At 27.0% G+C, this 25,752-nt stretch carries 27 protein-coding genes and 7 tRNA genes; 28 read left to right on the plus strand and 6 right to left on the minus strand.

Going from position 1 to position 25,752, the window contains the following annotated elements; genetic code table 11:
• The 3 genes from JG677_RS02265 to JG677_RS02275 all read right to left on the minus strand — a co-directional run.
• On the minus strand, positions 1-1,451 hold a 1,451-nt coding region (locus JG677_RS02265), incomplete at its 3' end, for a MotA/TolQ/ExbB proton channel family protein (protein ID WP_200284930.1).
• 73 nt (positions 1,452-1,524) lie between these two features.
• Entirely contained in the window at positions 1,525-2,589 is a 1,065-nt protein-coding gene (fbaA, locus tag JG677_RS02270) for a class II fructose-bisphosphate aldolase (RefSeq protein ID WP_200284932.1), read from the minus strand.
• Positions 2,589-3,410 carry a peptidylprolyl isomerase gene (locus JG677_RS02275; protein WP_200284935.1) on the minus strand — a complete coding sequence of 274 codons (822 nt, stop codon included), beginning with the start codon at positions 3,408-3,410 and terminating at the stop codon, positions 2,589-2,591. Before JG677_RS02275 ends, fbaA begins: the two co-directional genes overlap by 1 nt.
• 81 nt (positions 3,411-3,491) lie before the next feature.
• Here JG677_RS02275 and nth point away from each other — a divergent pair, with 81 nt between their 5' ends.
• Complete coding sequence (gene nth, locus JG677_RS02280) at positions 3,492-4,115, plus strand: endonuclease III (RefSeq protein WP_200169436.1); 624 nt, start codon at positions 3,492-3,494, stop codon at positions 4,113-4,115.
• Here the strand turns inward: nth and gltS are convergent.
• A complete protein-coding gene (gene gltS, locus JG677_RS02285) occupies positions 4,112-5,332 on the minus strand; it encodes a sodium/glutamate symporter (protein WP_200284937.1) in 1,221 nt (406 codons plus the stop codon). The two genes, nth and gltS, sit on opposite strands and share 4 nt — an antisense overlap.
• Positions 5,333-5,521: 189 nt before the next feature.
• Between gltS and JG677_RS02290 the strand changes: the two genes are divergently transcribed.
• Genes JG677_RS02290 through JG677_RS02300 form a run of 3 tightly spaced genes read left to right on the plus strand, consistent with a single transcriptional unit; the run spans position 5,522 to position 7,032 of the window.
• A complete protein-coding gene (locus JG677_RS02290) occupies positions 5,522-6,175 on the plus strand; it encodes a DNA/RNA non-specific endonuclease (protein WP_200169438.1) in 654 nt (217 codons plus the stop codon).
• Positions 6,176-6,185: 10 nt separating this feature from the next.
• On the plus strand, positions 6,186-6,815 hold the full coding sequence (locus JG677_RS02295) for a trimeric intracellular cation channel family protein (RefSeq protein ID WP_200169439.1): 630 nt from the start codon (positions 6,186-6,188) through the stop codon (positions 6,813-6,815).
• A gap of 16 nt (positions 6,816-6,831) precedes the next feature.
• Complete coding sequence (locus JG677_RS02300; RefSeq protein WP_200169440.1) at positions 6,832-7,032, plus strand: EexN family lipoprotein; 201 nt, start codon at positions 6,832-6,834, stop codon at positions 7,030-7,032.
• Here JG677_RS02300 and dsbD read toward each other — a convergent pair.
• Entirely contained in the window at positions 7,018-8,706 is a 1,689-nt protein-coding gene (gene dsbD / locus JG677_RS02305) for a protein-disulfide reductase DsbD (protein ID WP_200284938.1), read from the minus strand. The two genes, JG677_RS02300 and dsbD, sit on opposite strands and share 15 nt — an antisense overlap.
• A 130-nt stretch (positions 8,707-8,836) precedes the next feature.
• Between dsbD and JG677_RS02310 the strand changes: the two genes are divergently transcribed.
• The 8 genes from JG677_RS02310 (at position 8,837) to JG677_RS02345 (ending at position 11,458) form a co-directional block, all read left to right on the plus strand.
• A tRNA-Lys gene (locus JG677_RS02310) sits at positions 8,837-8,912 on the plus strand.
• A gap of 4 nt (positions 8,913-8,916) precedes the next feature.
• Positions 8,917-8,992, plus strand: a tRNA-Val gene (locus tag JG677_RS02315).
• A 12-nt stretch (positions 8,993-9,004) separates the two neighbouring features.
• A tRNA-Asp gene (locus JG677_RS02320) sits at positions 9,005-9,081 on the plus strand.
• A 2-nt stretch (positions 9,082-9,083) separates the two neighbouring features.
• A tRNA-Lys gene (locus JG677_RS02325) sits at positions 9,084-9,159 on the plus strand.
• Between the two features lie 13 nt (positions 9,160-9,172).
• Positions 9,173-9,248: transfer RNA gene (locus tag JG677_RS02330), tRNA-Glu, on the plus strand.
• An 11-nt stretch (positions 9,249-9,259) separates the two neighbouring features.
• Positions 9,260-9,335: transfer RNA gene (locus JG677_RS02335), tRNA-Val, on the plus strand.
• Positions 9,336-9,347: 12 nt separating this feature from the next.
• A tRNA-Asp gene (locus JG677_RS02340) sits at positions 9,348-9,424 on the plus strand.
• Positions 9,425-9,634: 210 nt separating this feature from the next.
• A complete protein-coding gene (locus JG677_RS02345) occupies positions 9,635-11,458 on the plus strand; it encodes a DUF2972 domain-containing protein (RefSeq protein ID WP_200284939.1) in 1,824 nt (607 codons plus the stop codon).
• A gap of 19 nt (positions 11,459-11,477) precedes the next feature.
• On the opposite strand, the gene glnA is transcribed toward JG677_RS02345, so the two are convergent.
• Entirely contained in the window at positions 11,478-12,908 is a 1,431-nt protein-coding gene (gene glnA / locus JG677_RS02350; RefSeq protein WP_200284940.1) for a type I glutamate--ammonia ligase, read from the minus strand.
• Positions 12,909-13,125: 217 nt separating this feature from the next.
• On the opposite strand from glnA, the gene JG677_RS02355 reads away from it, so the two are divergent.
• The 16 genes from JG677_RS02355 to JG677_RS02430 all read left to right on the plus strand — a co-directional run bounded on the left by JG677_RS02355 (position 13,126) and on the right by JG677_RS02430 (position 25,571).
• Complete coding sequence (locus JG677_RS02355; RefSeq protein ID WP_200284941.1) at positions 13,126-13,788, plus strand: chemotaxis protein; 663 nt, start codon at positions 13,126-13,128, stop codon at positions 13,786-13,788.
• Positions 13,785-15,041: a peptidase U32 family protein gene (locus JG677_RS02360; RefSeq protein ID WP_200284943.1), complete on the plus strand. Its 1,257-nt coding sequence runs from the start codon at positions 13,785-13,787 to the stop codon at positions 15,039-15,041. Before JG677_RS02355 ends, JG677_RS02360 begins: the two co-directional genes overlap by 4 nt.
• Positions 15,038-15,535, plus strand: coding sequence for a 5-(carboxyamino)imidazole ribonucleotide mutase (gene purE, locus JG677_RS02365; RefSeq protein WP_200284944.1), 498 nt, complete (start codon positions 15,038-15,040; stop codon positions 15,533-15,535). Before JG677_RS02360 ends, purE begins: the two co-directional genes overlap by 4 nt.
• Before the next feature lie 11 nt (positions 15,536-15,546).
• The gene (locus JG677_RS02370) at positions 15,547-16,086 is read left to right on the plus strand and encodes a DUF3972 domain-containing protein (protein WP_200170379.1); all 540 of its coding nucleotides are present in this window, start codon (positions 15,547-15,549) and stop codon (positions 16,084-16,086) included.
• 1 nt (position 16,087) lies between these two features.
• A complete protein-coding gene (gene glyQ / locus JG677_RS02375) occupies positions 16,088-16,951 on the plus strand; it encodes a glycine--tRNA ligase subunit alpha (RefSeq protein WP_200217761.1) in 864 nt (287 codons plus the stop codon).
• Complete coding sequence (locus JG677_RS02380) at positions 16,938-17,663, plus strand: Nif3-like dinuclear metal center hexameric protein (protein ID WP_200284953.1); 726 nt, start codon at positions 16,938-16,940, stop codon at positions 17,661-17,663. Before glyQ ends, JG677_RS02380 begins: the two co-directional genes overlap by 14 nt.
• 9 nt (positions 17,664-17,672) lie before the next feature.
• A complete protein-coding gene (locus tag JG677_RS02385) occupies positions 17,673-18,386 on the plus strand; it encodes a zinc ribbon domain-containing protein (protein WP_200217762.1) in 714 nt (237 codons plus the stop codon).
• On the plus strand, positions 18,383-19,549 hold the full coding sequence (gene waaA, locus JG677_RS02390) for a lipid IV(A) 3-deoxy-D-manno-octulosonic acid transferase (protein WP_200284955.1): 1,167 nt from the start codon (positions 18,383-18,385) through the stop codon (positions 19,547-19,549). Before JG677_RS02385 ends, waaA begins: the two co-directional genes overlap by 4 nt.
• Positions 19,530-20,282 (plus strand): pseudouridine synthase family protein, encoded by a 753-nt coding sequence (locus tag JG677_RS02395; RefSeq protein ID WP_200284957.1) that lies wholly within the window; start codon positions 19,530-19,532, stop codon positions 20,280-20,282. Before waaA ends, JG677_RS02395 begins: the two co-directional genes overlap by 20 nt.
• Before the next feature lie 74 nt (positions 20,283-20,356).
• Positions 20,357-21,694, plus strand: coding sequence for a signal recognition particle protein (gene ffh / locus JG677_RS02400; RefSeq protein WP_200284959.1), 1,338 nt, complete (start codon positions 20,357-20,359; stop codon positions 21,692-21,694).
• Positions 21,695-21,758: 64 nt separating this feature from the next.
• Complete coding sequence (gene rpsP / locus JG677_RS02405) at positions 21,759-21,986, plus strand: 30S ribosomal protein S16 (protein ID WP_200284962.1); 228 nt, start codon at positions 21,759-21,761, stop codon at positions 21,984-21,986.
• A gap of 1 nt (position 21,987) precedes the next feature.
• Positions 21,988-22,230: a KH domain-containing protein gene (locus JG677_RS02410; protein ID WP_200284965.1), complete on the plus strand. Its 243-nt coding sequence runs from the start codon at positions 21,988-21,990 to the stop codon at positions 22,228-22,230.
• Positions 22,223-22,759, plus strand: a complete 537-nt coding sequence (gene rimM, locus JG677_RS02415; protein ID WP_200284967.1) for a ribosome maturation factor RimM — start codon at positions 22,223-22,225, stop codon at positions 22,757-22,759. The genes JG677_RS02410 and rimM overlap by 8 nt, the downstream gene beginning before the upstream one ends.
• Positions 22,756-23,460 (plus strand): tRNA (guanosine(37)-N1)-methyltransferase TrmD, encoded by a 705-nt coding sequence (gene trmD, locus JG677_RS02420; protein ID WP_200284969.1) that lies wholly within the window; start codon positions 22,756-22,758, stop codon positions 23,458-23,460. Before rimM ends, trmD begins: the two co-directional genes overlap by 4 nt.
• A gap of 9 nt (positions 23,461-23,469) precedes the next feature.
• Positions 23,470-23,826, plus strand: coding sequence for a 50S ribosomal protein L19 (gene rplS, locus JG677_RS02425; RefSeq protein WP_200170390.1), 357 nt, complete (start codon positions 23,470-23,472; stop codon positions 23,824-23,826).
• 440 nt (positions 23,827-24,266) lie between these two features.
• Entirely contained in the window at positions 24,267-25,571 is a 1,305-nt protein-coding gene (locus JG677_RS02430; RefSeq protein ID WP_200284971.1) for a 3-deoxy-7-phosphoheptulonate synthase, read from the plus strand.
• Positions 25,572-25,752 lie beyond the last annotated feature (181 nt).

Raw genomic sequence — 25,752 nt, forward strand, 5'->3', positions numbered from 1 at the left:
TTTTCTTCTTTGTTTTCTTCTTTGTTTTCTTCTTTGTTTTCTTCTTTGTTTTCTTCTTTGTTTTCTTCTTTGTTTTCTTCTTTGTTTTCTTCTTTGTTTTCTTCTTTGTTTTCTTCTTTGTTTTCTTGCGTCGCATTGCCATTTAAAAGTAAATTGTTATTTTCAAGTTTTGTAATTACTTCATTTGTTTCTTTATCAAGCTCTTCGATTTCTTTTTTTAAGGTATTCATTATTTCAATTTGTTCATCGATATTTTTTTCTTCTTCATAAATTTCTTTAAATTTTTGCATACCTTCAAAAAGACTTGTTTGAAAACCATTAAAGATTTTTTCTTGATTTTCGAGCATAGATTTTTCATAAAGTTCAAATCCCTTTTGAAAATTTTGAACTTTTTCATCAAAACTACTTAAAGTTTTATCAAAATGAGTGATTTTTTCAGAGCTGATATCTAATAAACGATTATAGTGTTCTGACATTCTTGTGCTAATTTCTTTTAAATTTTGATTTAAAATTCCAACTGCATTAAGCATTTCAGAATAAAGTCTACCAAGATCCCTTTGATCTCTTTGCGCTCTACTTAATTCACTCATTGTTTGTTTAATGTGTTCACTACTAAGTCTTATGGCTTTTTCTTCTACATTTAACATATCTTGAAAAATACTAAATTTTCTATCAATTGCATGATCTAATTCTTTGAAAAAATCATTATTGCTTACTTGTTTAAAAATAGCTCCGATTTTATCAAAATGTTCTAAACTTTCACGTAGATATCTTTGATCAATTTCTTCTTTTGTCCAAAAGAAATCATTTGTAGAATTTTTTTGACGATTTAATAATTTTTGAATTTTACTTGTTCCGTATTTTTCAAAAAATATCCACCATAATGCTAAAAAAATTCCATAAATAGAAACATAGAAAGCCGTCCCAACTCCATTTAAGAGTAGGGCTATTTCGTGTTCTAATGAAGCTGTATCATTGGAATTAAAATTTGGCATAGATAAAGCAATACTTACAAAAGTTCCTAAAATCCCCATCATAGGAAAAATTGCAGAGCCTATAGAGGCAAAATTTTCATTTCTTGCGCCTTTAATATAATTATAAGCAAAATCATTAAAATTTGCATTTGATTTTGTATCTTTTCCTATGGTTAAAAAATGTTTCATAATATAGCGTTTTAAAGCTTGTTTAAATTCATTTTTTTGTTGTTCAAAAATACTATAAGCATATTCAGCATTATGCCTTGCAAAAATTAAAGCAGTTATAAAAATAATTCCTGTCATAATAACAGTATGAATTTCAACTTTAAAATTAATTTTTTCAAAATATCCAAGCAAAATCAAAACATATAAGATAGCAGGAATTAAAACAATTTTTAGATAAACTAGATATCCTTTTTTTTCTTTAATCTCTGGCAAAATAAGTTCTGAAATTTCTTCTGATTTTATCTCCATATTGGACCTTTTTAGATTGATTTAATTGTAAAAATTAAAAAATACTCACAATTAAACCAACGATAAGGTTGGTTTAATTTCTATTAATACAATTTAAATTTTCAAATGCAATTTCTAAACGTTTGATCATGCTTTCCTCTCCAGATCTTAACCAAACACGAGGATCATAGTATTTTTTATTTGGTTTATCATCTCCTTCGGGATTTCCAATTTGTCCTTGCAAATAAGCTTTATTTTTATTTTCATATATACGAACACCATCCCAAAATGCCCATTGTGTATCTGTATCAATATTCATTTTTATTACACCATAGCTAATAGCATCTTGTATGTCTTTTAATTCACTTCCACTTCCTCCGTGAAAAACGAAATTGATAGGTTTAGAATGTGAAAGTTTAAATTTATTTTTTACATATTCTTGGGAATTTTTTAATATTTCAGGTTGTAATGTAACATTTCCTGGTTTATAAACTCCATGAACGTTACCAAAACTTGCAGCTATAGTAAAATTATCGCTAATTTTACTCAGTGTTTCATAAGCAAGTGCCACATCTTCTGGTTGAGTGTAGAGCTTAGCATTGTCAATATTTGTATTATCAACACCATCTTCTTCTCCCCCTGTACAACCTAATTCGATTTCTAAAGAAATACCCAAAGTGCTCAATTGCTTAAGATAAGAGCTGCAAATATCTAAATTTTCTTCTAAACTTTCTTCACTTAAGTCTAGCATGTGTGAACTAAATAGTGCTTGAGAATGCTGTTGTTTAAAGTCTATATTTGCTTTAATGAGTTCATCTATCCAAGGTAAAAGTTTTTTAGCAGCGTGATCAGTATGTAATATTACAGGAATATTATAGGCTTTTGCGAGCAAATGAACATGTTTTGCGCCACTAATTGCCCCTAGGACTTCTGCGTTGGGGCAATTTTTTCCCGCGTAAAATTTTGCCCCTCCATTTGAAAATTGAATAATAACTGGAGAATTTACTTTTTTTGCTGTTTCTAAAACAGCGTTAATAGAATTAGTTCCTACGACATTGACAGCTGGAATAGCAAATTTTTCAGCTTTAGCATAATCATAAATTTTATTAAGCTCATCTCCAGTCATAACTCCAGGTTTTACTATATCTAAAATTCCCATTATTTATATTCCACTTTTGCTTTATTAACAAGTTCTTGAGTTTTTTGTGCCATTATTTTTTTAAATTCTTCAAATTTGAGTCCGTTTTCAATTCCTTGTTTTACCTCGTTAAATGCTATTTGTTTTTTTGGTTGTGAATTTTCTTTTAGGATGATATGGTAACCAAAATTAGTTTTTATAGGGGTTTTTGTTATTTCTCCATTTTTAAGAGAAAAAGCAGCATCTGTAAAAGGTTTTACCATTGTTGATTGATCAAACCATCCAAGTTCTCCACCTTGAGAAGCCGATCCTGTGTCTATTGATTTTTCTTTTGCAATAGAACTAAATTTTTTAAGCAATGCTTCGCCTTTTAAATTTTTAAGTTCATTAATAATATTTACAGCTTCTTTTTCACTAGAAACTAATATATGTCTTGCTTGCACTCTTGCTTGTTGAACGTATTTATCTTTATTTTGCTCATAAAATGCTTTTACTTTTGATTCATCAACTTTAATAGAGCTAAGAATTTTTTCTTGATAAACAGCTAATAAAATACCTTCTTTGGCTTTTTCAAGCTCTTTTGCATAAAGAGGATCTTTTTCTAAATTCTGTTTTTTAGCATCTTCCAAAACAAGTTCTTGTGTAATATATTGTTGAATCAAAGCCTTTTTTTGTTCTTGTGGAAGATTTGAAAAATTTTGACCTCTTAACATTGGTGCGAAAAACTCATTTATTTCAGTATCACTAATATTTTTACCATTTAGCACAGCTACGGTGGCTGCATTTAAATTAAAACTTATTCCAGCAATTAATGATGCCGCAATTAAAGAAATTTTTTTCATTGTTTTGTTTTCCTTTTTTAAATTATTTGTAAATTAATTATATCTAAACTTAGTTTAAAGCTAATTAACTAAAATAAAAAAATGAAAAGAAATTTAAAAATTAAAGAACTTTTTTTAAAAAAATTTGATAAACCTGTAACAGAACTTAAATTTAAAAATCTCTATGAACTTTTGGTTTGCGTCATGCTCTCAGCCCAATGTACTGATAAAAGAGTTAATTTAATTACTCCTGCATTTTTTGAAGCTTATCCTGATATAAAATCTTTATCAAATGCTAAATTATCAAGTGTTAAAAGTTTCATTCAAACTTGTTCTTTTTTTAATAATAAGGCAGAGAATTTAATTAAAATGGCAAAAGCTGTATGTGAAAATTTTAATGGAGAGATTCCTTTAAATGAAAAAGATTTAAAATCTTTAGCTGGAGTTGGACAAAAAACTGCTCATGTGGTTTTAATCGAGTGGTGTGGAGCAAATTTTATGGCCGTAGATACTCACGTATTTAGAGTATCACATCGCTTAGAACTTAGTAAAGCAAAAACTCCAGAAGAAACTGAAAAAGATTTAACAAAAATTTTTAAAGATAATCTAAATTATCTTCATCAAGCAATGGTTCTTTTTGGAAGATATACCTGTAAGGCTAAAAAACCTCTTTGTAAAGAGTGTTTTTTAGCTCATTTATGTAAAAGTCAAGATAAACTAATTTAATGGGCAAAGAATGGCAAGTATAAAAAAGCATTTATAATTAAAGCATTAATTATATCAATAAAAAATGCACCGCAAAGTGGTACAATGATAAATGCCATATGACTTGGCCCATAATGATTAGTAACTGCCTGCATATTTACCATAGCAGTTGGAGTTGCTCCTAGACCAAATCCACAATGTCCTGCTGCTAAAACTGCTGCATCATAATCTTTTCCACAAAATTTAAAGGTAATAAATATAGAATAAAGAATCATAGTAATAACTTGAAAAATTAAGATTACTAAGATTGGTAAAGCAAGGGAAACAAGTTCCCAAAGATTAACTGTCATTAAGGCAAAGGTTAAAAAAAGCGATAAACTAACATTTCCAAGAACGGAAACTTCTCTATCAAATACTTGATGAACTTTTGAAATAGAAAGAACATTTCTTAAAACAACCCCTACAAAAAGACAATATACAAAAGTTGGCAATGTAAAACCTGTGCTTGATTTAATCCAAGAAGATAAATAACTTCCTATTAATAAACAAAGGCCTATTAAAGCAAGAGATTTTATAAATGAAGTTGGAGTGATAAGTTTTTCTTTTTGAGGTTCCTCAAAGTTTAAAATAGCTTCGTGTGATAAATTATCTTCTTGTTTTGTTTTTAAATCATATTTATTGATTAAAAATCTTGCAACAGGACCACCTATAATACCACCAGCTATTAATCCAAATGTAGCACTTGCAATGGCAACTTCAGTTGCTGGTGTAAAAAAATAGGGAGCTTTTATAAATTCATTTGCCCAAGCAGCACCTGTTCCGTGACCACCACTCATAGTAATAGAACCTCCAAGCATTCCGATAAGAGGATTTTGCCCCATAACGCTAGCAACACCAATTCCTATAATGTTTTGAGTTATTAATAATCCAGATATAACAAATAGGAAAATAATTAATTTTTTCCCACCTTTTTTAAGAGAGGAAAAATCTGCCAATAAACCTATGCTGGCAAAAAAAGCAAGCATCAAAGGATCTTTAAATGAGTTATCAAATTTGATACTTATATTTCCAAAAGAATAAATAAGAAGTATAATAATAGATGCAATAGCACCCCCAACTACTGGTTCTGGAATATTGTAATCTTTTAAAAATTTAATTTTGTCTGTTATAAAAAAACCAAGCAATAAAACTAAAACTATGACAACTAATGTTGCATAGAAGTCAAAATTTAAACTCATATAAACTCCTAAAAATTATTTTATTTTTAATTTTAAAAATCTTTGCTTGAAAATATTATAAAAACTAAATAAAGTTTAATGTAAATTAAAATTAATGTTACAAAAATACAATAATTATTAAGAATAACTAAAGTATAATCTATCTTTACGAATAAAATTTTATAAAAATATCAAAAAGATTTTACCATTATGAAAAAAAGTATTATTATTTTGTTTTTTGTTTTTGGCCTAGTTTTTGCCAATGATCATTATACACCTAGTGAAGAATTTAAAAAATATTTTAAAAATGAAGAATGTTCTTTGGTTTTGGATAAATTTTATTATCTAAATTGCTATGATTATGGTTATAAAGGAACAAAAGCAGTAGCTTATAAAGTAGAAGCTAAAAATTTAAAAATCGATCAGTTAAAAAATAGACCACGTTTTGAAGAAGATACAAATATACCGAAAAAATATAGAACTTATTGGCAAGATTATAAAAAAAGCGGTTATACAAGAGGTCATACTGCCCCAAATGCTTCTTTTCGTTTTAGTGTGGCTGCGCAAAAATCTGTTTTTTTAATGAGTAATATTACTCCACAAAATGAACAAATTAATAATAAAATTTGGAATAAAATAGAAAAAAGGGAAAGACAACTTGCTTTAAAAAATGGGAGTATCGAAGTTTTAAATTTGGTAATTTATCAAGATAATCCAAAATTTATTAAAAATGATATTGCCATTCCAAGCCATTATATTAAAATTTTAAAGGCGGATAATTATAAAGAGTGCTATCAAGTACCAAATCAAAATGTCAAAGATAAAAAAATAAAAAACTATAAGATTGATTGTAAAATGTTTTAGGTTAAAATCAATGCTTCTTACTATTTTATATATTATTGGAATATCTGCTGAAGGAATGACAGGCGCTTTGGCTGCTGGAAGATATAAAATGGATTTATTTGGTGTTATATTTATTGCTTTGGTTACTGCAATTGGTGGAGGAAGTATTAGAGATATATTATTAGGACATTATCCGCTTACTTGGGTAAAGCATCCAGAATATATTATTTTAGTTTGTTTTTTTGCTTTATTTGCTACAAGAATTCCACGTATTGTTACAAAACTTGAAGGTTTGTTTTTAACTCTTGATGCCATAGGGCTTGTTGTTTTTAGCATACTTGGTGCACAAATTGCAATTGAACTAAATTATGGTTATATTATAGCAGTATCTGCAGCGGTAATAACGGGTGTTTTTGGCGGAATTTTAAGAGATATTCTATGTATGAGAATTCCACTTGTTTTTCAAAAAGAAATTTATGCAGGAATTGCTATTATTACTGCAACAGTTTATTTTACATTAAATATATGGTTTGAATTTAGCGATTTAATATGCACTCTTGTATCGCTTTTATTTGGTGTGACTATAAGACTTTTAGCTATTAAATATAAATGGTCGTTACCTATATTTTCTTATAATGAGAATGAACAAGAAAATAAATAAAAAGGTTGAATTAATTATGAAAATAAAATTTTTATTTGTAGTGCTTATATATATTTTAGCAGGATGTGAGCATAAAAGCGAAGAGTATTATAAAGCTCATCCAGAAGAGGCTAGAAAGAGAGCTTTAGAGTGTCGTCATAATGCAATAATTAGTTTAGATTGTGTTAATGCATATAAAGTTGGTTTTCCTAGAGATGAGAATTTAACGCAAGAGTAATTTTTCTAATAAATCTTGCGGTTTGATAAATCCTATAATTTTCAATTTTTCTTGATTATTATCAAAAAAAATTAAAACTGGTGGGCCAAAGACATTGAAATGTTTCATTATTTTAATCTGTTCTTTGTTGTTTTCGCTCACATCAATTTTTATAAGAGTATATTCGCTTAATTCTTTAATTACCTTAGGATCTTTAAAAGTAATATTATCTAAAAGTTTGCAATTTTCACACCAAGTAGCAGTAAAATCTAGCATAATTTTTTTTGGGCTATTTTTAATAATATTTAAGAGCTCGTCTAAATTTGAAATATAAATAAAATTTAAAGAGTTATATTCTTGCGTTTTGCTAGAATAAAAATTTAAGGGTTCTTTAATATTAAAAATACCAGCCAAAAATGATGCGATACTTAAGCTGAAAATTAAAATAAGTAAAGATTTTTTAAAAGAATTTAAAAAATTTTTTGCTTTATCAAAAATACCCATAAAAACACAGAAAAAAACACCTAATATTCCATACCCTATTAAAATAAATCTAAAATCTAAAATTCTTTCTAAAATCCAAATAGCCATAGCAAGCATTATAAAACCAAAAAGAATTTTAATTTTTTGCATCCACTCTCCAGGTTTAATAAAACCAATTCCTAAACCTATAAACAATAAAGGAGTTCCCATTCCAAAACTCATAATAAATAGTGCTAAGCCTCCAAGTATAATATCTCCAGAATTTGCTATATAAAGCAAAGCTCCAGCTAAAGGAGCAGCTACGCAAGGTCCTACAATTAAAGCTGATAAAAATCCCATTGCAGCGATACTTATTATACCTTTACCTTGCTGGGTTTTTTTATGGATAAAATTTTGAAATTTATTAGGAAGCTCGAAATTAAAAACTCCAAACATTGCCAAGGAAAATAAAATAAATACAAGAGAAAAAGAGATTAAAATGATAGGTTTTTGTAGTATTCCTTGAACGCTTAAACCTAGATAGCTTGCAATGATTCCAGCAATTGCATAAGCTAAAGACATAAAAAATACATAAATAAAAGATAAAAAAAAGCTATATTTTTTTGAAATTCCTACCTTTGAAACAATCAATGAAGATAAAATAGGGATCATTGGCAATGTGCAAGGTGTTAGTGATAATAATAAACCATATCCAAAAAAAGTTATTAAAATAGTCGCTAAATTTTCAGTATTAATAAATTTCTCGATAATGCTTTCTTCAGAGAATGAATTTAATTTTTGTTGTTTTATTTTATTTATTTTTAAATAAGTATAAATATTATTTTTTTCTTTTAAAGAATAATCAATTTTTTGAGGTTGATAACATAAGCCTTGATTTGAACATCCTTGATAGGTTATTTGCAATAAACTATCTTTTTTTTGTGTATATTGATCTAGTAAGGTATTTGGTATAGCAAGAGATAAATTTTTATAATATATATATTCATTGTCTTTTGTTATTGGAGCTGGAAAATTTAATAAATCTGTAATATCTTTTTCATTAAGTTTAATTTTTATTTTGTCTTTATAAAGATAAATTTCATCTCCGAGTTTAAAATTAATATAAAGAGCTTGTTTATCTGAATCGAGTTTGATATTAAAAGCCTTATCAAGACTTAATATATTTGCGAAAATAAAATTAAAAAATATTATCAATAAAAAAATAAAACGCACTATTTTCCTTTAGTTTAGGTTTAAAATAAGATTATATTTTATTAGAGTTAATTAATGATATAATTTTCTTTTTACTCTTGACAAAATACTTGATATTTTGGCATAATCACAACTTCAGTTTTTAAAACAAGTCTCGTTAGCTCAGCCGGTAGAGCATCTCCCTTTTAAGGAGGGGGCCGTTGGTTCGAATCCAACACGGGACACCACTTAGGTCGCTTAGCTCAGTTGGTAGAGCGCCACCCTTACAAGGTGGATGTCATAAGTTCGAGTCTTATAGTGACCACCACTTCATTCTTTTGCGGCGGTAGTTCAGCTGGTTAGAATATCGGCCTGTCACGCCGGAGGTCGCGGGTTCGAGCCCCGTCCGCCGCGCCATTGTCTCGTTAGCTCAGCCGGTAGAGCATCTCCCTTTTAAGGAGGGGGCCGTTGGTTCGAATCCAACACGGGACACCACTTTATAGGGTTTGACCCTTTCGTCTAGTGGCCCAGGACATCACTCTCTCTGTGTGAAAACAGAGGTTCAAATCCTCTAAGGGTCGCCAAAATCTTATCAGGTCGCTTAGCTCAGTTGGTAGAGCGCCACCCTTACAAGGTGGATGTCATAAGTTCGAGTCTTATAGTGACCACCACTTCATTCTTTTGCGGCGGTAGTTCAGCTGGTTAGAATATCGGCCTGTCACGCCGGAGGTCGCGGGTTCGAGCCCCGTCCGCCGCGCCAGAGTTTGGTTTAATCTTTAATATAATATTTTTTAATTATAAATTTAGAAAATAATTTAAGGATTAGTTTTTTAAAAATGAAATCATTATTGTTTGAAATTTAAATTTTCATACTCTCTGATCTTTCTCATTTAAGTAAAATTTAATGGGGGGGGGTATAATCAAAATTTTAAAATCATAAATAGCTATTTTCTCTTACAAAAGGATAATAATGCAAGATAATGCTTCATATAGAATTAAAAATACTCTCTCTTATAAACTTGGACTAGCTTTAATTAATTTTGATAAAAAAATAAAAAATAATAATATTCTGGGGGGGGGTATTGAGTATTTAAAGCTTATAAAAGAGCTTTATACTTTAAAAAAAACTCATCAAAAAGAAAAAAAACTTTATAAACAAATTATACAAGCTTTTCCACAATTAACTTATATACCGTTAAAAGATTGTAAAGATTATAAAGAAGCTTTAAAGCTTAAACTACATCTTTGTTATTTTTTGGGAGAAGCTTTAATTAAAACTCACAAGAATTGGTATAAAGGATCTTATCTTTTCTTACTTAAAGAATTTAAACTAGCTAAAAATAATTATACAAGTATTAAAGAACTTTTGGATACTTTAAATTTGTATACCACTTCTTTAAACCCTAATGTTTATGAAAACATATTAAATCATATTGATTTTTTTACAAATAAAAGTTATCAAGAAAAGCTTCATAAATTAATTAATCTTCATAAAGATTATGAAAGTTTAATAAGTGTTATATTAAATAATCTTAGCTTTGTTATAAAACACTTTGAAACTATAAACAAATGGCTTAGTTCAAGTGATTTTAAAATAAGATATAAAGATGAAAATCATCCTTATCCTTCTTTGCTTGATCCAAATAAATTAAAAGATACAAATGGAGAATTAAATTATCATACTATTGATACTAATCTTGCTTGGGAATTAAACTTACCTTTGCCTGATAATTATGAATTTGTGTGGCTACAAAAGGATAGTTGTGCTTCTATTGCAACATTAACTTTTTTTAATATTTTAGTAAAAAAATTTGATAATTTAGTATGGTTAGATCAAAAGAGTCATTATAATTCTTTAATGAATTTTAAAACAGCATCCATTCATCAGCGTCATTATAGACTTTTATATTTGCTTCCTTGTAATATTAATTTAATTTATATAGCAAGAGATCCAATAAGTATAATTAAACACGCTTTAAATCATATAGGATATGATCCAAGTAGAATTTATTATGGTATGAAAGAAATTAATTTATCAACTCATATTAATTCTTCTTTGTTTCATAAACCTTATTATATTTATGCTAAAGATCCTTATAAAATAGAAGTTTCAGATGTAGATAAAATTATATTAAATTATGGGGATGGTTATTTTAATACCCGTAAAAGACTTAAAATCTTAAAAAATAAAATTAAAAGTATAGAATGTTTAGAATTTTCAGAATTTAATACTAAAAATGCTTTTAATACTTTTACAAGATTGGCTCATAAATATAATTTTACTCCACCTAAAGATCCTTTAGTTTTTGAAGGAAGAGCAAATAGAAACCAAGGAGATTTACTTGTTTTACCTGTAAATTTGCATATTAATAAAAATTGTAAAATTATTATTACAACAAATCAACTTCATCATAATAAGCAAGGCTTTATAAACATAAACAAAGACATATTTGAAAATAGAGTTTTAATGTTTGATAATCTTATATTACTTATTAAAGAACAGGAATATGTAATCTTAAAAAATGATCAAGCATTGTTTCAAAAATGTAAAGATTATATTAATAATTATATTGATGCATTAGAACAGCATGAAATAGATATTAAAAATAATCTTATTAATGAAGAGCAAATTTTAGAGTATTTAAGAGAACAGAAAGATTTAAGGAATAGATTAAAAAATTTAATAGATGATGATTTAACTTATGTTAGAGAAAATCATCCAGAGTATATAGAAAAATGGAAATATTATAAAGAATTTGAAAAGATATGTGAGGAGTTGGATAACAAAGCATAAATTTATGCTTTGTTATTATTTAACAAGAATAACAAGTTTTAAATTCATAAGCTGTTGGTCGTGCTTCTACTGGCCAAACTTGAGTTTTAAATTTTAAATGCTGATAAGCTTGTATAAAACTATCACTCATAATAGGTTTTAAAAATGTATTGTTTCTAATCAATGCTTCAAGGCTTCCTCTTAAGGTATGAGGTAATTGTTCTATCCCTTTTTCACGAATTTCATCTAATGTGAGTTTGAAAAGATTTTCATCCATAGGTCCAACAGGTATTATTTTATTTTTAATGCCATCAAGTCCGGCCATAAGTAAGCTTACAAATGCTAAATAAGGATTGGCCGTATTATCTGGAAATCTTATTTCTACTCTTGCATTTTTTTTATTAATACCATAAGGCACACGACAACTTGCACTTCTATTCTGACAAGAATAAGTTAATATACAAGGTGCTTCAAAGCCAGGAACTATTCTTTTATAAGAATTAGAACTTGCATTAGTAAAGGCTGCAACACTTCTTGCATTTTTGAGAATCCCTCCTATATAATGAATAGCTGTTTGGCTTAATTTTCCGTATCCTTTTTCATCATAAAATAAATTAACTCCATTTTTCCATAAACTCATATGCACGTGCATTCCGCTACCATTATCACCATAAAGAGGTTTTGGCATAAAAGTTGCAGTTTTTCCATTTAAATGAGCTATCATTTTTACCACATATTTATAAATTTGAACATTATCTGCTGCTTCTACTAAAGTACCATAATGAACCCCGATTTCTGCTTGTCCTTGTGCTACTTCATGATGATGAACAAAAGTTTTAATACCTATTTTTTCTAAAGTTTGAGTTATTTCAGAACGTATATCAACAAGTGAATCTATAGGAGCAACAGGGAAATATCCTCCTTTATTTCTTGGTCTATGTCCAGTATTATAATTATCTATAAATTCTTTATTATCATTCCATTCGCCTTCTTCGGTATCTACTTCATATTTAGAGCAATTAGGGGTATCTATAATTTTTACATTATCAAAAATAAAAAATTCATTTTCAGGGCCGAAATAAGCTGTATCTGCTATATCATTATTTTTTAAATCATTCATAGCTTTTTTTGCTATGCTTCTAGGACATTTTTCATACATTTGCTCTTTATAAATATCATAGACATCACAAAAAACTATAATCGTTTGATCAGTACTAAAAGGATCCAAAAATGCACTTTGTGCATCAGGCATAAGTATCATATCAGATTTTTCTATAGGTTGCCAACCAAGAATTGAACTTCCATCAAATGGAATTCCTTGTTTAAATATTTCTTTATTTATAGAGTTAAAATTATAAGTAATATGATGCCAAGTTCCTATAAGATCGCTAAATCTAAAATCAACAAATATTACTTCATTATCTTTGCAAAAATCAAAAAATTCTTCAATATTATTTACAAATTTACCCATTATTATTGCCTTTTTATCTTATTTTTATCTTACTTTAATAGAAAGATTGTATCATAATTTCTTTAAATATAAACTATATTAATTTTCTGTAAGATTTTATGGAATAAAATACTGATTTTATTAAAATGTATTTTTTAAAGCTATGAAGTTTTTTTTAAATATTTTTAGCTAATATTTCGTTAATTGTTTTTTATTTTTTTAGGTTTAAAGGATAGTAATGACCCAAGAAGAACTTGATGCTTTAATGGAAAGCACAACTGAATTTGAAGATAATGCTGAAGAAGAACATAATAATGAAGAAATTCAAGAAAATATTGGATATAAACCAGACCCTAAAGAAGGTTGGCCATTACCACCTCCAAATAAAGAACATAAAGTTGTCCATCAATTGGATGATGTAACAAGAGATAGTGAAGAAAGAGCTACAGAAATTATGGAAAAATTAGAAATTATTAATAATTTTTTTATAGATTCTGAAGGTCTATGTGATGAATTAAAAAAAATTTTAAATAAAAATATCGATATTTTTTCTAAATTAAATGCTAAATTTCCAAATGTTGAAAGTTTCTCACAAGCTTTAAATTCTAATCAAAATGCTATAGATAAAATTAGCAATATTGTTGAGAATTTACAAAGCGGTCAAGATGAAGTGATGATGATAATGGATGTTATGCAATATCAAGATATTCATCGTCAAAAAATTGAGCGTGTTATTAATGTTATGAGATCTCTTAGTCGTTATATGAATTCATTATTTGAAGGAAAAATTGATGATCAAAAACGTGTAAGTTCTGCTGTACATATACAAGGAGATAGTACCACTGATGTTGTTAGTAACGATGATATAGAAGCATTAATAGCGACCTTAGGAAAAAAATGATTATACCTGAAATTGTTGCACCAGCGGGCAATTTCACCAAATTAAAAATAGCTTTAGCTTATGGTGCTGATGCAATTTATGCAGGGGTTAATCATTTTTCTCTTCGCTCAAGAACGGCTAAGGATTTTAATTACGAAACCTTTAAACAAGCTATTGATTATACACATTCTAAAGGTAAAAAAATTTATGTTACTTTAAATGGCTTTCATCTTAATTCTCAAATTGAGGGTTTAAAAAAACATATATTAAAGCTAAAAGAAATGAACCCTGATGCTTTTATCATAGCATCACTTGGTGCTTTAAATTTGGCAAAAGAACTTGCTCCCGAAATACCTTTACACATTTCTACTCAAGCTAATGTATTAAATTATCTTGATGCTAGAGTTTATAAAAATATGGGTGCAAAACGTATTGTGATTGCAAGAGAGCTTTCTTTAAAAGATGCTAAAACTATTCAAGAAAATTGTGATATAGAATTAGAAGCATTTGTACATGGCTCTATGTGTTTTGCTTATTCTGGTCGTTGTTTAATCAGTTCTGTTCAAAGTGGAAGAATGAGCAATCGTGGAACTTGTGCTAATGATTGTAGGTTTAATTATGAACTTTATGCAAAAAATTCAGATAATGGAACTTTATTTCGTTTAGAAGAAGATCAAAATGGAACTTATATTTTTAATTCTAAAGATTTGAATTTAGGTACTTATATTCAAAAGATAATGCAGGAAAATTGTATCCAAGCTTTTAAGATAGAAGGACGCACTAAAAGTGAGTATTACGTAGCTCTTACAACAAGAACTTATAAAATGGCAATACAAGATGTTTTAAATGGTTGCTTTGAAGCTAAAAAATATGAAAATGAGTTAAATACCTTAAAAAATCGTGGATTTACAGATGGCTATTTAGTTTCACGTCCTTTTGAAAAACAAGATACGCAAAATCATAATTCAAGCATTGAAGAAGGGACCCATCAAGTATGTGCTTTTACAGAAGATGGAGACTTTTTTAAATGCAAAGGCAAAATTTCGTTACAGACGCCTTATGAAATTTTAAGCCCATTAGGAGCAAAGATTCAAGAATGCGATAATGAATTAGGAGCAATTTATAAAAAAGATGATAAATATTTTATAGAATTTAAAAAAATGATAGCAAAAAATAATAAAGAATTTGAAACAATTCATAGCGGAAATGAAAATGAGATAAAATTACCAATTTCTATTCCAGAATTTAGTTTTTTACGCAAGGAGCTTGCATGAGTTTTATTGCAATTTTGATGGGAAGTAAAAGTGATTATGAATTTGTCAAAGAAGCAGAAAAAATTTTAAAAAAATTTAATGTTTCTTATGAGCTAATTATCACATCAGCTCATAGAAGTCCCAAAAGAACAAAATTATATATAGAAGATGCTGAGAAGAGGGGAGCAAAAGTTTTTATTGCAGCAGCGGGTATGGCAGCTCATTTGGCAGGAGCTTGTGCAGCTTATACTATTAAACCTGTATTGGCTATACCTATACCGAATTCAAATTTGGCTAGCATGGACGCTTTATTTTCTTGTGTTCAAATGCCTAGTGGAATTCCTGTTGGAACTTTAGCTATAGGTAAAGCAGGGGCTGTTAATGCGGCTTATTTAGCTATACAAATTTTAGCTATTGATGATATTAATTTAAATAAAGCTTTATTAGAAGATAGGCAAAAACAATATGAAAAAATTATCAATGATTCAAAAGAAATTGAAGTTTTATTACAATAAAGGAACAAAAAATGCAAACCTATCTAGAATTGAGCGAATTTTGTAAATTAGTTCATTTAAGCGAAGATGTTGTTAAAGGTATGATGGCAAATGGTTCTTTAAATTTCAAAGAAGAAGATGATAAAATTTATATAGAAGCAAATCAAGGAACTTTTAGCGTAGTTCCAAGCACTACATCAAAAAATTCTATGGTTAATTCTATAACTTTAGCAGGAGAAAGTTTTGTTGAAAAAACAATAGGAACCATTTTAAATTTGCATGAAAAAGTTTTAGATGCTAAAGATGAAACATTAGAAGCTTTAAAAAATGAAAATAAATTTTTAAAAGATGCTCTTTATTCTATGCAAGAATTATATGATGCAGATAGAAAAACTATAGAAACTTTAAATACAGAATTAAAACATACACGCGAAGAAGTGGAATTTCTAAAACGCAAGTATAAATTAATGTGGAGTAAAACGACTGAAATTTTTGGAGCAAAAACTGAGCCTGATTTAGAAATGAATAAAGACAAAAATGAAAAATTGAATAAAATACAACAAGAGAGCTAAAATGACTTTTTCACAAATTATATTAAATTTACAAAATTATTGGCAAAATCAAGGGTGTGCTATTATGCAACCTTATGATATGCCAGCAGGTGCCGGAACTTTTCATCCGGCAACTTTTTTGAGAAGTTTAGGTAAAAAACCTTGGTCTGTAGCATATGTTGCACCAAGTCGTCGTCCAACAGATGGACGCTATGGAGAAAATCCTAATCGCTTAGGAGCCTATTATCAATTTCAAGTTTTAATAAAACCTAGTCCTGATAACATACAAGAATTATATTTAAAAAGTTTAGAAAGTTTAGGATTTGATTTAAAAAATCACGATATACGTTTTGTTGAGGATAATTGGGAAAGTCCAAGTTTAGGTGCTTGGGGTCTAGGTTGGGAAGTGTGGCTTGATGGTATGGAAGTAACTCAATTTACTTATTTTCAACAAGTTGGTGGAATAGCTGTAGATTTAGTAAGCGCAGAAATCACTTATGGCTTGGAAAGAATTGCAATGTATATTCAAAACGTTGAAAATGTTTATGATATTATTTGGAGTGAATCTAATAATAAAATTATTAAATATGCAGATGTCCATAAACAAAGCGAATATGAATTTAGTAAATATAATTTTGAGCTAAGTGATGTTCATTTTTTAAATATGCAATTTGAAAATGCATGTAAAGAATGTAAAAATATTTTAGAACAAGATTTAGCTTTACCTGCTTATGATTATTGTATGTTAGCAGCACATACTTTCAATCTTTTAGATGCTAGGGGGGCAATTTCAGTAACTCAAAGACAAGATTATATGTTAAAAATTAGAGAGCTTGCTAAAAATTGTGCTCAAATTTATAAGAAAAATTTAAATGAAACTGAGTGAAATTTATTCTTTCTTAGATAAGCTAAGTCCTTTTGAAAAACAAGCACATTGGGATAATAGCGGTATTTTACTTGGAGATTTAGATGATGAAATAAATACAATTTATTTAAGTCTTGATATAGATGCAAATTTACTTAAAGAAGCTGATGAAAATTCTTTATTTATTGTTCATCATCCCTTAATCTTTAAACCTTTAAAAGAATTATCAACAAGAAAATATCCTAGAGCTTTTATTAAAGAAATGATTAAAAAGAATATATCTTTAATTGCTTTACATACAAATTATGATCTAAGTCACTTAAATTCTTATTTTACAAGAGAAATTTTAGGTTTTAAAGATTTTAAACAAGAAGAATATTTAATTTATGTTGATATAAATACAGATTTTAAAAATTTATGTAACCATATTAAAAAAAAATTGAATTTAGATTTGCTTAGAGTAAGTTTTTGTGAAAAAGAAAAAATTAAAAGACTAGCTATTTGCACGGGTAGCGGAGGAGATTTGATTCCTTTTGTAAATGCTGATTGTTTTATAAGTGGAGACTTTAAATATCATCAAGCTTTAGAGGCTTTAAGTAATGATTTAAGCCTTATTGATATAGGACATTTTGAAAGTGAGTGTTGTTTTGCTCAAGCTTTAGCAAAAGATTTGCAAAATTTGTCTTTAAAGGTTATAATAAAAGTTTCAAAAAATCCATTCCAAATTTTTTAAGGAAAATTAATGAATAAATATCTTGAACAACTTGTATCTTTATCAAAAATTGACCAAGAAATTGATAACTTTGAGCCTAAAATTGAAAGTATCAATAAAAATTTAAAAGAAATAGAAAATAAGATTGATAAAATAAATATACAATTAAATAACTATGATGATGAGATTAAAGATATTCAGAATCAAAAAATTCAAAATAATACTCATATTCTAGAATTTTCTGAGAAAATTAAAGAGTTTTCAAAAAAAAGTGCTATGGTTAAAACCGAAAAAGAAGCAAATGCATTAAAAATAGAAGAAGATATAGCTAAAGAGCAACTTGATGCAGCTAACGATGAGATAATTCGTTTAGATAAAATTTTAGAAAATAAAGAAAGTTATAAAAAAGAATTATTTGTAGAAAAAGAAGATTTAGAGAAACAATTAGAACAAATTAAAATAGACGTTCAAGAACAAATGAAAGTTTTAGAAAAAGATAGAATGAATGTCTATGATAAAAAAACAAAATTAGTTAAAGAAATGAATCAAAAAGTTTTAGGTTTTTATGAAAAAATTCGCAAATGGGCTAAAAATACAGCTGTAGTTCCTGTTAAAAAACAGGCTTGTTATGGTTGTTTTATGAGAATTTATGATAAGACTTATCTTTCAATTATAAAAGGAGAGGAAATTATAACTTGTCCTCATTGCGGTAGAATTCTCTATAAAGAATCTCAAGAAAATTGATCGTTTTTTATTATTTATTAATATGGATAGCTTATATTTTATTAGCTATTCCTTTATTTTTTCTTTCTTTTTTAAAAGCGAAATATAAATATAGTTTAAAAGCAAGATTTTTTTTATATAAAAATCTAATTCAAGAAAAAAAAGATGTTCATTTTCATGCTTGTTCTTTAGGCGAAGTAAAAAGTATTAAGAATTTGACATTGCTTTTTGATTCTAGAATTAGTACAATTACTCAAACTGGTTATGAAGAAGCAAAGAAATTTTGCAAATCAGTAAATTATCTTGTTTTTGAAAATTGGATCCCTTTTTGGCTTAAGCCGTGTAAAGTATTAGTAATATTTGAGGCAGAATATTGGCTAATTTTGATTTTAATATCTAAGTTAAAAGGTGCAAAAACTATTCTTATCAATGCAAGAATTTCAGATAAATCATATAAAAATTATAAAAGATTTGCATTTTTTTATAAAAAAATTTTTTCTTATATTGATGAAGTTTTTGCTCAAAGCAAGGAAGATAAAAAAAAACTTATTGATTTAGGGGCTAGAAATGTAAAAATTACAGGAAATATTAAAATTAATTCAAAAATACAAGTAAATAAAAATTATGAAAAGTTAGATCAAAAATTAATTATTTTTGCAAATACTCACAAAGGAGAAGAGTATTTATTATTAGAGCATTTTACATTAAAAAAAGGTGAAAAACTTATTATAGCTCCACGTCATCCTGAACGTTTTGAGGAAGTTGCCAATTTACTTAGAAATAAAAAATTAGACTTTGTAAAATTTAGCTCTTTAAATCTATCATCTTCTTTAAAAGATGAATTTAAAAGTCCTATTTTATTGTTAGATAGCATAGGAGAACTTGTTAATTTTTATGCTATTTCTGATATTGTTGTGCTTGGAGGTTCTTTTATAAAGGGTATAGGTGGTCATAATCCTATAGAAGCAGCTTTTTTTGATAATATTTTAATTTCAGGAATTTATTTTTACAATCAAAAAAAATTATACGAAGCTGTTGAAAATATTTATTTGTGTAATGATATAAATGAATTAGATGATAAAATTCGCAAACTTCAAAAAAAGACCAAGATAATCCACAAAAATAATTTAAATCTTATTATAGAAAGTATTAAAAAGGGTATTAATGCAAGAAAAAGCCTATAAATTATTAGCATTACAAGAAGGAATTTCAAATCATCAAGCTAAAGATTTAATTGATCAAGGTTGTGTTTTTTTTCAAGGAAAAAAACTTGTTTTAGCAAGAACTTTGCTGCATAATAAGGCTAAATTTATCATCAAAAAAATACAAAATCCTTATGTTATTTTTGAAGATAATAATATTTTAGCTATTTATAAACCCCATTCTTTTATCAGCGAAAATTTAGAAAAATATTTTAATGCAAAACTTTTAAATCGCTTAGATAAAGAGACAAGTGGAGTAATTTTACTTTGTAAAAATGAAGAATTTAGAACTTTATGTATAAAAGAATTTAAACAACAAAAAGTTTATAAAAGTTATATAGCATTGCTTGATGGAATTATTGCTGAAGAAATTGAAATTAAAGAGCCTATTTTAACTTTAAAAAATAAAAAAGGTGCATATAGTAAAGTATCAAAACAAGGATTAGAAGCTCATACAAAAATCACTCCGCTTATGATACAAGGAAAAAAAACTTTAGCACATATTGTCATCTTAACAGGTAGAACACATCAAATAAGGGTACATACTCATTTTATAAAACATGGAATTATAGGAGATGAAAAATATGCTAAGATTCCAAGTAATAGAATGTATCTTCAAAGTTATGAAATAAAAATATTAGATTATGTTTTTAAATCAAAAATCGATCAAGATTTTAATCAGTTTGGTTTTGATTTAAAAAATTTAGTTTTTTAAAGGTATTTAAGGAAAAATTCTTTATAATACAAATTTTAATTTCTTAGAATATAAAATTTCTTGAAAGGTATTAAGTGTTTGAATTAATTAGCGATTCTTTTAAATCAGCTATTAATAAAATTCGTTTTATTGATGATGAAAAGGCTCTTAAAAATGCTTTAGAGACTTTGAAAAAATCACTTTTAAAAGCCGATGTACATCATAAAGTTACAAAAGAACTTTTATATTTGGTAGAAGAAGATGTTAAGAAAAATGGAATAGGTCAAAAGCAGTTTTTAGATGCTATAAAAACTAATTTAGAAAATATTTTAAATATTCCAAATAAAACTCAGGGTTTTGTTTTTAGTTCTAAACCTCCTACAATTGTCCTAATGACTGGTTTGCAAGGTGGTGGTAAAACTACTAGTACAGTTAAATTAGCTCATTATCTTAAACTTAGAAATAAAAAAGTTTTAGTAGCAGCTTGTGACTTACAAAGATTAGCTGCTGTAGAACAATTACGCCAACTTTGTCAAGCTAATGAAATTGATTTATTTTATATTGAAAATGAAAAAAATCCTTTAAATGTTGCTAAAAGTGCTTTAAGCAAAGCTAAAGAATTAATGGTTGATGTTTTATTAGTTGATACAGCTGGACGTTTAGCTATTGATGAAGCTTTAATGAATGAACTTAAAGAAATGAAAAACATTTTGACTCCTGATGAAATTTTTTATATAGCGGATGCTATGAGTGGTCAAGATGGTGTAAAAACAGCAACAAGTTTTAATGAAGTTTTAGGACTTAGTGGTGTTATACTTTCCAAATTTGATGCTGATACAAAAGGTGGTATTGCTTTAAGTATCGCAAGACAAGTTGGAATTCCTTTAAGATTTATAGGTGTTGGAGAAAAAGTAGCTGATTTAGAAATCTTTATTCCAGATAGGATAGTTAGTCGTATTATGGGTGAAGGAGATTTAGCTACTTTGGCTGAAAAAACAGCTGCTATTATTGATGAAAAAGAAGCTAAAAAACTAGGACAAAAGATTAAAAAAGGTGAATTTAATTTCAATGATTTTTTAGAGCAAATGGAGAGTGTTAAAAAACTAGGCAGTATTAAATCCATTATTGGAATGATACCTGGTCTTTCTAATTTAGGTTCTCAAATAAAAGATCTTGATTTGGATAATTCTAAAGAGATTGTTCATATTAAAGCTATGATTTCTTCGATGACCCCAAAAGAAAGAGAAAATCCTTCTTTATTAAATAATGCAAGAAAACGTCGTATAGCAGAAGGTTCAGGTTTATCTCAAATTCAAGTAAATAGATTTTTAAAACAATTTTCCAATGCTGCAAAATTAGCTAAAAAATTTTCTGGAAAAAAAGGTATGGATAGCTTAATGCAAATGATGTCACAATCAAGAAAGCAATTTTGAAGATTTATTTAAAGATATTAAAAAATATTTTTAAATAAATCTTTAGAAATTTTAAGGAGAAATAATGACAGTTATTAGACTTACAAGAATGGGAAGAGTTAAAAGACCTTTTTATCGTATAGTAGTTACTGATAGTAGAAAACGTCGTGATGGTGGTTGGATAGAAAGTATAGGGTATTATAATCCTATGGTAAATCCTGAAATTATTAAATTTGATAAAGAACGTTTAGAGTATTGGAAAAGTGTAGGTGCAAAATTAAGCGATAAGGTTGCTTCTATTACAAGTAAATAAAATGGTAGAAGATTTTTTAAGAGAATATGCAAAATTAATTGTAGAATTCCCAGATAAAATTCAAGTTCAAAAAGTAGATTTGGAAGATAATATCATAGAACTTATTGTTTTTGCGGATAAAATTGATACAGGGAAATTGATTGGAAGAAATGGCAAAATGATTAATGCTATCAAAACAGTTGTTTCCGCCTATAAAGTAAAAGATTTAACATCTTATCGTGTAACGGTTAAATCAATTGAATGAAAAAACATTAATTCAAGTTGCAAAACTTGGTAGAACTGTTGGTTTAAAAGGTTATATAAAACTTTATAATCTGAGTGATTTTCCTACTCAGTTTAAAAAAGATAACTCTTTTTATATTAATAAAAAAGAAATTATAATAATTAAAGATTTTAATTATTATAATTCCACTATTTTATTTGCAGGCTATGAAGATCTAAATAAAGCTAAAAAATTAACAAATCTTATTTTATATCAGAGTATAGAGCAAACTAGAAAATTTTGTAAATTAGAAAAAAATGAATTTTTTTATTTTGACATTCTAGAGTCTGAGGTTTATGATGATAAACAAAAACTTGGTAATGTTTGCAATATTATTAAAGCAGGACCTTCTTATTTATTAGAAATTCAAACAGATGAAAAACTTTTAAGTAAAAATTATTCTAAAACATTTTTTATTCCTTATGTTGATAAATACATTCAAAAAGTTGATATTAACAAACATCAAATTTTCTGTTCTAACGAAGCAATTTTGATTTTAGAGAATTCATGAATTTTACTTTTGTTAGTTTATTTCCTCATTTATTGGAATTTTATTTTAAAGACTCTATACTTTTTAGAGCTTTAGAAAAAAAAATTATAAATATTGATTTTTATAATCCTAGAGATTTTGCTTTTAATGCTTATAAAAAAGTTGATGATTATAAAATAGGAGGTGGAGCTGGACTTTTAATGCAAATTGAACCTTTATTTGAAACTTTAAATTTTATTAAACAAAAGAATGAAAAATCTCATTTTATTTTTCTTTCTCCTAGTGGAAAAACTTTTAATCAAAAAGATGCTAAACGTTTAAGTAAAAAAGAACATCTTATTTTTGTTTGTGGAAGATATGAAGGCATAGATGAAAGAGTATTTGAAATTTTTGCTAATGAAATTTTTAGTATAGGAGATTTTATTTTAACAGGAGGAGAATTACCTGCTTTGATGCTTTGTGATGCAATTTCAAGAAATATTGAAGGAGTTTTAGGAAATTTAAAGAGTTTAGAAGAAGAAAGTTTTGAATTTGGTTTGCTTGAAGCTCCTGCTTTTTCAAAACCTTTTATATTTGAAAAACAATATAAAAAAAATAATGCTCCTTCAGTGTTTTTAAAGGGTAATCACGCTAGAATTTCCGATTTAAAAAATACTTTGGCGTCTTGTAAAACAAAATTTTTTCATCCAGATTTGTTTTTAGAACATGAGCGCAAAAAATAAGGAATTATTATGAAGAATAAATATATTGAACAATTTGAAGCTAAACAAATTGAAGGTAAAAATATTCCAGATTTTCGTGCTGGAGATACTTTAAAACTTGCAATTCGTATTAAAGAAGGTGATAAAACAAGAATTCAAAATTTTGAAGGTATTTGTATCGCTAGAAGAGGTAATGGTGTTGATGAAACTTTCATTATCCGTAAAATAGGTGCTAATAACGTAGGAGTTGAAAGAATTTTCCCTATTTATAGTGATAGTTTAGAAAGTATTGTTGTTTTAAGAAAAGGTCGCGTACGTCGTGCTAGACTTTTTTATTTAAGAGATAGACGCGGTAAAGCAGCTCGTATCAAAGAACTTAAAAAATAATTGAAGCTATAGTTTAACATTCTAAAAATATAAAAAATAAATTTTATTAAATTTTTTAGAATAGTTGAAATTGTTGATAATATTTATAACTTATATAAAGTATTATTACAAGAAAAGTCATAGCTTCTATTAAAATATTTTAATGATTTTTGCAAGTATGCCTAAATATTATTGAGTGTAATGAATATTAATCATACACTCATATTTTTTAGCCATTATCTTAAAAAGTTAAATACTTGCAAATGAAGTAAAAATAAATTTGCAAAATATATAATTTTTATAAAAGATTATTTTAATCTATATAAAATTGATGTTTTTATCTTTTTTATAGAGGTTTAAAGTTTTAAAAATGCAAGATGTAATTATATTTTTAATTATTTCTTCTTCTTTTGATTGTTTGTTTTTATAAGGAAATTTTATCATTGGATACAACTAAAATAATTTGGCGCAAAGATTCTTGGAAAAGTTATCCTATAAAACAACAGCCAGTTTATCCTAATCAAAATCATTTAGAAAAGGTTTTAAATAAATTAGAAAAACTACCTCCATTAGTTTTTACCAATGAGATAAAAAATCTTCAAAATGCTTTAATAGAAGTTTCACGTAAGAAAGCTTTTTTGCTTCAAGGTGGTGATTGTGTTGAGAGTTTTGATGATTTTAATATCATAAATATTAATAATATGTTTAAAATTTTATTTCAAATGGCTATAATTTTGACTTTTTCTGGAGATTTTCCTGTGGTAAAAATTGGACGTATAGCTGGACAATTTGCTAAGCCAAGAAGTTTAGAATTTGAAGAATATCAAGGAAAAATTTTACCGAGTTTTCGTGGTGATATTATTAATGATTTTAAATTTGATGAAAAAGAAAGAGTACCAAATCCTGATAGAATTCTTAAAGCATATTACCAAAGTGTTAAAACTTTAAAGATATTGAGAAATTTTTCCAAAAATAAGTTATTAAATTTAAATCAAATTTTAAATTTTATTAAAATAAATAAACTTGATAATAAATACCAAGATTTAAGTGCCAAAATTTCTCAATATTTCTGTATTCAAAATGATTGCAATACAATAACTAATACATTTTATACTTCTCACGAAGCTTTACTTTTACCTTATGAACAGGCTATGACACGTCTTGATGATTTAACCAATCAATTTTATAATTATTCAGCCCATATGCTTTGGATTGGCGAGAGAACAAGGGATATTAATGGAGCACATATTCATTTTTTAAGTGGAGTAAAAAATCCAATAGGAGTTAAAATAGGTCCAAGTGCTAAAATTGATGATTTAATAAAAATTGCTCAAATTTTAAATCCCGATAATGAAGAGGGGCGTTTAGTTTTTATTATGAGAATGGGTGCTGATAAAATAGATCAGATTTTACCAAATATTTTTAAAAGACTTTCAAAAGAGGGTTTAAATTTAATTTATAGCATTGATCCTATGCACGGAAATACCATAAAGGTTGATAATTTAAAAACACGTGAATTTGATAAAATTTCAAAAGAAATTCAATCTTTTTTTGAAATATCTTATTCCGAGGGAGTTTTTCCAGGTGGAATTCATCTTGAAATGACTGGTAAAAAAGTTACAGAATGTATTGGAGGTGTGGGCAATATTACAAAATACGATTTAAGAGAATGCTATGAAAGCAAATGCGATCCAAGATTAAATGTTGAGCAAGCATTAGAATTAGCATTTTTGATAGCAAATTTAATTAAAAAAGGCAAAAAATGATATTTTTATATGGAATCAAAAACTGCAATAGCGTTAAAAAAGCCATGGATTTTCTTACACAAAAATAACTTACTTTTGTTTTTAAAGATATTAAAAAAATAGATAATAACATTTTAAATTTATGGCTTTTAAAAAGAAATTTAAATGAATTAATTAATCTTTCTAGTACAAGTGCAAGAAA

The sequence above is a fragment of the Campylobacter sp. TTU-622 genome, assembly GCF_016598965.1.
In the GTDB taxonomy this organism is placed as follows: Bacteria; Campylobacterota; Campylobacteria; order Campylobacterales; family Campylobacteraceae; genus Campylobacter_D.